7 protein-coding genes and 1 pseudogene are annotated in these 6,330 nt (G+C 73.5%); all 8 read right to left on the bottom strand.

What is annotated here, in order from left to right; genetic code table 11:
* On the bottom strand, positions 1 to 488 hold a 488-nt coding region (locus tag GTW67_RS00680; RefSeq protein WP_161162828.1), incomplete at its 3' end, for an alpha/beta hydrolase.
* A 161-nt stretch (positions 489 to 649) separates the two neighbouring features.
* Positions 650 to 1,864, bottom strand: coding sequence for a kynureninase (kynU, locus tag GTW67_RS00675; protein WP_161162827.1), 1,215 nt, complete (start codon positions 1,862 to 1,864; stop codon positions 650 to 652).
* The gene (locus GTW67_RS00670) at positions 1,857 to 2,672 is read right to left on the bottom strand and encodes a tryptophan 2,3-dioxygenase (protein ID WP_161162826.1); all 816 of its coding nucleotides are present in this window, start codon (positions 2,670 to 2,672) and stop codon (positions 1,857 to 1,859) included. The genes kynU and GTW67_RS00670 overlap by 8 nt, the downstream gene beginning before the upstream one ends.
* A 156-nt stretch (positions 2,673 to 2,828) precedes the next feature.
* A complete protein-coding gene (locus GTW67_RS00665; RefSeq protein WP_161162825.1) occupies positions 2,829 to 3,242 on the bottom strand; it encodes a DUF3151 domain-containing protein in 414 nt (137 codons plus the stop codon).
* An 85-nt stretch (positions 3,243 to 3,327) separates the two neighbouring features.
* Positions 3,328 to 4,359, bottom strand: a complete 1,032-nt coding sequence (gene fbaA / locus GTW67_RS00660; protein WP_161162824.1) for a class II fructose-bisphosphate aldolase — start codon at positions 4,357 to 4,359, stop codon at positions 3,328 to 3,330.
* A 120-nt stretch (positions 4,360 to 4,479) separates the two neighbouring features.
* Positions 4,480 to 5,028: an orotate phosphoribosyltransferase gene (gene pyrE, locus GTW67_RS00655; RefSeq protein ID WP_161162823.1), complete on the bottom strand. Its 549-nt coding sequence runs from the start codon at positions 5,026 to 5,028 to the stop codon at positions 4,480 to 4,482.
* Between the two features lie 10 nt (positions 5,029 to 5,038).
* On the bottom strand, positions 5,039 to 5,827 hold the full coding sequence (locus tag GTW67_RS00650; protein WP_161162822.1) for an aldose epimerase family protein: 789 nt from the start codon (positions 5,825 to 5,827) through the stop codon (positions 5,039 to 5,041).
* 322 nt (positions 5,828 to 6,149) lie between these two features.
* Positions 6,150 to 6,330 (bottom strand): annotated as a pseudogene (locus GTW67_RS37345) (carbon monoxide dehydrogenase subunit G); the annotation flags it as partial.

Here is a 6,330-nt window from a genome sequence, read left to right as displayed (position 1 = left end):
CGGGCCGCCGCCCACAGGGCGAGGTGGCCGCCCGCCGAGTGGCCGGTGAGCACCGTGCGGCGCGCGTCGGCCCCCGGCAGGTGCCGCCCGGCCAGCGCGGGCAGGGCGTCCAGCGCGGCGGCGACGTCGTCGAGGGTGTCGGGCCAGCGCCCCGCGACCGGGTCGTCCTCGGCCCCGTCCCGCGAGCCGCGCCGGTACTCGACGTTGGCCACGGCGAAGCCCCGGTCGGCCAGGAAGCCGGCGAACGGGCCGGCATGGTGCCGGTCGTACGCGGCCCGCCACGCGCCGCCGTGCAGGAAGACCACGACGGGCGCGGGCGCACCGGGGCCGCCCTCGCCGCGCGGAAGGTAGAAGTCGATCACCTGGTCGGGGTGGTCGCCGTACGCGGCGGTGCTGTCGGGGTCGACGGCCGGGTGCGAGAAGACCGACTTCTCCTCCGCGGCGTTCCGCGCGGCAGCGGTGCCCGGTTCTGCGGCGGCGTCCGGCATGCTCCAACCTCTCAGCGACGAAACGGTGTTGGCGGACCGGGGGAAGGGATTCGGCCGTCGGCGGGACGCTATCAGGCCGGTGACGTGCGCGGACACGGGGATGTCACGCTGGGTGAGGCGCGGCGCCGGGACGGTCCGGCCGCCCCGGCGCCGCCCGCGCCTCACACCGCCGGCGCCGGACCCTCCGCCAGGACCTCGGCGAGCAGCCGCGCCGCCCGCTCCACGTCCGCGAACCCGACGTACAGCGGGGTGAAGCCGAAGCGCAGCACGTCGGGGGCGCGGAAGTCCCCCACCACCCCGCGCCCGATCAGCCGCCGCATGACGTCGCCGGCGTCGTCACAGCGCAGCGCCACCTGGCTCGCCCGCTCGGCATGCGCGTCCGGCGTCATCGACGCGACCCGCCCGTCCGGCACGTACTCCCCGACGCAGCGCAGGAAGAAGTCCGTCAGGGCGAGGGACTTGGCGCGCACCGCCTCGACGGACACCCCGTCCCACACGTCGAGGGACGCCTCCAGGGCGAGCATGGACAGGATGTCCGGCGTGCCGACCCGGCCGCGCACCGCACCGGAGGCCGGGGCGTACCCGGGCCGCATGCCGAAGGGCTCGGCGTGCGAGTTCCAGCCGGGCAGCGGGGAGTCGAAGCGGTCCTGGAGGTCACGGCGCACGTACAGGAACGCGGGCGAGCCGGGGCCGCCGTTGAGGTACTTGTAGGTGCAGCCGACCGCCAGGTCGACGCCGTGCTCGTCCAGCCCGACCGGCAGGGCGCCCGCGCTGTGGCACAGGTCCCACACGGCGTACGCCCCGGCCGCGTGCACGGCGGCCGTGAGCCCGGGCAGGTCGTGCAGCCGGCCGGTGCGGTAGTCGGCGTGGTTGAGGAGGACCGCGGCGGTCCGCTCGCCCAGCGCCGCGGGCACCTCGGCCGGGGTGACCGCCCGCACCGCGCAGCCCGTCAGCCGGGCCGCGGACTCGGCGACGTACCCGTCCGTGGGGAAGGTGGAGGCGTCGACGAGGATCTCGTCCCGGCCGGGACCGTCCTCCCCCGCCATCCGCACGGCCGCGACGACGGCCTTGAAGACGTTGACGCTGGTGGAGTCGCCCACCACGATCTGCCCGGGCGCCGCGCCGACCAGCGGGGCGATCCGGTCGCCGATCCGCTCGGGCGCCGTCCACCAGCCGCTCTCGTCCCAGGACCGGATGCGCAGCTCGCCCCACTGGCGCCGCACGACGTCCGCCACGCGGTCGGGGACGTGCGCGGGCAGGGCGCCCAGCGAGTTGCCGTCCAGATAGGTCACGTCGTCGAGGACGAACCGCTCGCGCACCGCGGCCAGCGCGTCGGCGGCGTCCAGCTCCTCGGCCACACTCATCAGCTCAGACATAGGACCGCGCCGTCCACAGCTCGGGGAACACGTTGCCGCGGGCCCGCTTCTCCAGCCAGGCCACCCCGGCGGAGCCGCCCGTGCCGGTCTTGGAGCCCATCGCGCGGCGGGTGGCGACCAGGTGGTCGTTGCGCCATCGCCACACCAGCTCGGCGACGTCGGTGAGGGCCTCGCCGAGGCGGGCCAGCTCGCCGTTCTGGTCGCCGGAGTAGACGGCCGTCCAGGCGGCCTCCACCTCGGGCGCCGCCTCGTACTTCTGGGTGACGTCGCGCTGGAGCACGGCGTCCGGGATGTCGTACCCGCGCCGGGCGAGCAGCCGGACGACCTCGTCGTACAGGCTCGGCTCGTGCAGCGCCTTCTCCAGCTCGGCGTGGACGCGCGGGGCGCCGCGGTGCGGGACCAGCATGGACGCGGACTTGTCGCCGAGCAGGAATTCCAGGCGGCGGTACATCGCCGACTGGAAGCCGGAGCCCTCGCCGAGGGCGCTGCGGTAGGAGTTGAACTGGGCGGGCGTGAGGCCCGCGAGCGGCGTCCAGGAGGCGTTCAGCGCCTCCAGCTCCCGCACCGAGCGCTTGAGCGCGTCCGTCGCCACCGGGATCCGGTCCTCGCGCAGGGCGCGGGCCGCGGTCTCCCACTCGTGGACGATGACGGTGAACCACAGCTCCATGACCTGGGTCGTGACCAGGAAGACCATCTCTCCGGGATCGTCGGAGAGCAGGTGCTGGAGGTGGGTGAGCACGTCCGCCTTGACGTAGTCCTCGTACGGCGTGCTGCCCTCGAAGTCGAGATTCGGGGCGTCGTGGGACATCGCTGTCTCCTGATGGCACTACGGGTAGCGGTCCGCCCTGCCGTTACCGGCACGGGGCCCCGGTCCCCAACGGCATCCTCCGCAATGCTCCCAGGAAACCGCAAGGCCCGCCCGTCGCGGGCCCTGCGGAGCGGTCCGTCCGGCCGAGCGGTCCGTCTAGCCGAGCACCTCGGCGGCTGTCGGCGAGGAGTCCTTCAGGAACTCGCTGCACCGCTCGTACTCCTCCTTCTCGCCGATCGCCTGGGCGGCGCGGGCGAGGGCGTGCAGGGCGCGCAGGAAGCCGCGGTTGGGCTCGTGCTCCCAGGGCACCGGGCCGTGGCCCTTCCAGCCGCTGCGGCGCAGGGAGTCCAGACCGCGGTGGTAGCCCGTACGGGCGTAGGCGTACGACTCCACGACGCTGCCCCGCTCGTACGCCTCGTCGGCCAGGCGGGCCCAGGCCAGCGAGGACGTCGGGTACTTCGCGGCGACGTCGGCGGCGGAGGTGCCGCCCGCCAGCAGCTCGCGCGGCCCGGGGTCGTCGGGGAGGTGGGTCGGGGGCGGTCCCCCGAGGAGGTTCTCGTGAATGGCCATGGGGACCAGTCTGCGCCATGCCGGACGCGGACGTGCGAGGGCCCGGCACCCCAGGGATGCCGGGCCCGTCAGGCACTGACCGCCGTCACTTGATCTTCTGGCCCGCCGAGCGCAGGTGGCCGCAGGCCTCGACGACGCGCGCGGCCATGCCGGCCTCGGCCAGCTTGCCCCAGGTGCGCGGGTCGTAGGTCTTCTTGTTGCCGACCTCGCCGTCGACCTTCAGGACGCCGTCGTAGTTGCGGAACATGTGGTCGGCGACCGGACGCGTGAAGGCGTACTGGGTGTCCGTGTCGATGTTCATCTTGACCACGCCGTTCTCCAGGGCGGTCGCGATCTCCTCGGCGGAGGAGCCGGAGCCGCCGTGGAAGACGAAGTCGAACGGCTTGCTGCCGGCGGGCTGACCGTACTTGGCGGCGATGCCCTCGTTCAGCTCCTTCAGCAGCTCGGGGCGGAGCACCACGTTGCCCGGCTTGTACACGCCGTGCACGTTGCCGAAGGACGCGGCGAGCAGGTAGCGGCCCTTCTCGCCCAGGCCCAGGGCCTCGACGGTGCGGACCGCGTCGTCGACCGTGGTGTAGAGGGAGTCGTTGATCTCGTGGGAGACGCCGTCCTCCTCGCCGCCGGTCGGGGTGATCTCGACCTCAAGGATGATCTTCGCGGCGCGGGCGCGCTCCAGCAGCTCGGTGGCGATGGAGAGGTTGTCGGCCAGGGTCTCGGCCGATCCGTCCCACATGTGCGACTGGAACAGCGGGTCGCGGCCGGCCTTGACACGCTCCTCGGACACCGCGATCAGCGGACGCACGTACGCGTCCAGCTTGTCCTTCGGGCAGTGATCGGTGTGCAGCGCGACCGTGACGTCGTACTTCTCGGCGACGATGTGCGCGAACTCGGCGAGGGCGACGGCGCCGGTCACCATGTCCTTGTTGTGCTGGCCGCCCAGGAACTCGGCGCCGCCGGTGGAGATCTGGACGATGCCGTCGCTCTCCGCCTCCGCGAAACCGCGCAGGGCCGCGTGCAGCGTCTGGGAAGAGGTCACGTTGATGGCCGGGTAGGCGAACTTTCCTGCCTTCGCCCGGTCCAGCATCTCGTTGTAGACCTCGGGAGTTGCGATGGGCATGTCCGCTCCTTGTATGTGCGGGTGGGCGTGATCGGTGCTTACGGCCCTGACCTAGACCTTGGGGGCGACGTCATCGTCGGCCCCATCTTTCCAGACGGGGCGCAATAGTCCGAGCGGACCTCAGTCGAGGCCCAGCTCGTCCTTGGAGTAGGCGTACCGGTACGGCACCCCCGCGCCCTCCTGGATCTTCTCGGCGGCACCCGTCGCCCGGTCGACGATCGTCGCCACGGCCACGACCTCGGCGCCGGCCTCGCGCACGGCCTCGACGGCGGTGAGCGGGGAGCCGCCCGTGGTGGAGGTGTCCTCGACGACCAGGACGCGGCGGCCCTTGATGTCCGGGCCCTCGACACGGCGCTGGAGCCCGTGCGCCTTGGCGGCCTTGCGGACGACGAACGCGTCGACGCGCTTGCCGCGCGCGGCGGCGGCGTGCAGCATGCTCGCGGCGACCGGGTCGGCGCCCATGGTCAGCCCGCCGACCGCGTCGAACTCCAGGTCGTCGGTCAGGTCAAGCAGCACCTGCCCGACCAGCGGCGCGGCCTCGCCGTCCAGGGTGATGCGGCGCAGGTCGACGTAGTAGTCGGCCTCGAGACCCGAGGAGAGGGTCACCTTGCCGTGCACCACGGCCTTGTCCTTGATCTGTTGCAGCAGCGCCGCGCGTACGTCCGTCATGGGCCCCAGCTTAGAGCCGGGTCCAGCGCCAGGTCGTCGTGGCCTCCAGCGGCTCCAGCGGCGTGACCAGGCGGGGGAGGGTGTTCAGACCGTCCGGCGGCCCGGTCTGCGGCTCCACGCAGACGGCGGCCTCCTGCTCGTCGTAGACCACGGCCCACTGCTCCGGGCTGGTCACCCGCAGCTCCAGCCGGCCCGGCCAGGTCAGGGTCACGTCGACGCCGTCGGGCATGCCGAAGCAGTCGTCCCAGGGGCCGGGCTTCGCCTCGACGCGGTTGCCGGTGGGCAGGTGGTCGTCGCCGCGCTCCTCCTGCCAGGCGGGGTCGAAGGCGATCCGGGCGTCCGCCCCGTCGAGGGTGCGGTTGAACCACGGGTGCCAGCCGATCTGCGCCGGGAAGGACGAGTCGTACGTCTCCACGGACATCGTCAGCGTCAGGGCGTCCTCGGCGAGCGCGATCACCTGCGTGACGCGGCCGGAGTAGGGCCAGGGGTCGACGAGGTCGTACGTGATGACGGCCTCGTCCTCGGTGACGCGGGCGGTGCGCCAGGCGCCGTCTCGGGCGGTGCCGTGGATGGCGTGCGGCGGGGAGTTCAGCGGCATCTGGTGCACGGCGGCGCCGTCCCGGAAGCGGCCGTCGCGGATCCGGCCGCACCAGGGGACCATCGGGAAGCAGCCGTAGCGGTCGCCCTGGCGCAGCAGCTCGGTCCCGCCGACGCGGAGCCCGCCGATCCGCCCGCCGTTGCCCGGCACCACGGTCGCCTCCGCGTCGCCCGCGGTCAGCGTGATGGGTTCGTTACTCACGCCCCGACCCTACTGGGCCCTCCGGGACGCCGGGGCGGGGTGGGTGACGCGGCCCGGCGTTGCCCGGTGGCCGCCATCCCCGTAGCTGCGGGCAGTCGTGCCGCTGGGGCGGCACGACTGGGCGCAGCGGCACCCCGCCACGCCGGGCCGCGTCGCCCACCGGCCCAGCACCCGCGCCGGGCACCCTGGCAACGCCGGTCCACATCACCCACTCCGCCCGGCCGTTGTCCCCAGCTGCGGGCAGTCGTGCCTCCCCCAGTGTCTGAACGGCCTGGGAGGTACCCCTAGGGCGGCACGGGTGGGCGCAGCGGCACCCAGCGCGTCAGTGGCGTTTACGGAGGGCTCTGCCTACCACGATGGCTGAGGCCACGGCCAGGGCTGCTGCTGGGGCTGCCCAGCGTAGAGGGGTGCCGGATGCGTTCGACTGGGGGGCCGGGACGGGGGCGTAGCGGCCGCGTGGCGGGGCGTGGTCCACCTCCTCCGCGCTGCGGCCGATCATCGTG

The sequence above is a fragment of the Streptomyces sp. SID5910 genome (genome assembly GCF_009862125.1).
GTDB lineage: Bacteria > Actinomycetota > Actinomycetes > Streptomycetales > Streptomycetaceae > Streptomyces.
Note: the sequence above shows the minus strand (reverse complement) of the source record. Positions and strands in the feature narration are given on the sequence as shown.

Coding starts and splice junctions, on each gene's coding strand:
- GTW67_RS00665 (WP_161162825.1), bottom strand. CDS start 3,242: ATGGCCATTCACGAGAACCTCCTCGGGGGACCGCCCCCGACCCACCTC.
- GTW67_RS00670 (WP_161162826.1), bottom strand. CDS start 2,672: ATGTCCCACGACGCCCCGAATCTCGACTTCGAGGGCAGCACGCCGTAC.
- fbaA (WP_161162824.1), bottom strand. CDS start 4,359: ATGCCCATCGCAACTCCCGAGGTCTACAACGAGATGCTGGACCGGGCG.
- pyrE (WP_161162823.1), bottom strand. CDS start 5,028: ATGACGGACGTACGCGCGGCGCTGCTGCAACAGATCAAGGACAAGGCC.
- kynU (WP_161162827.1), bottom strand. CDS start 1,864: ATGTCTGAGCTGATGAGTGTGGCCGAGGAGCTGGACGCCGCCGACGCG.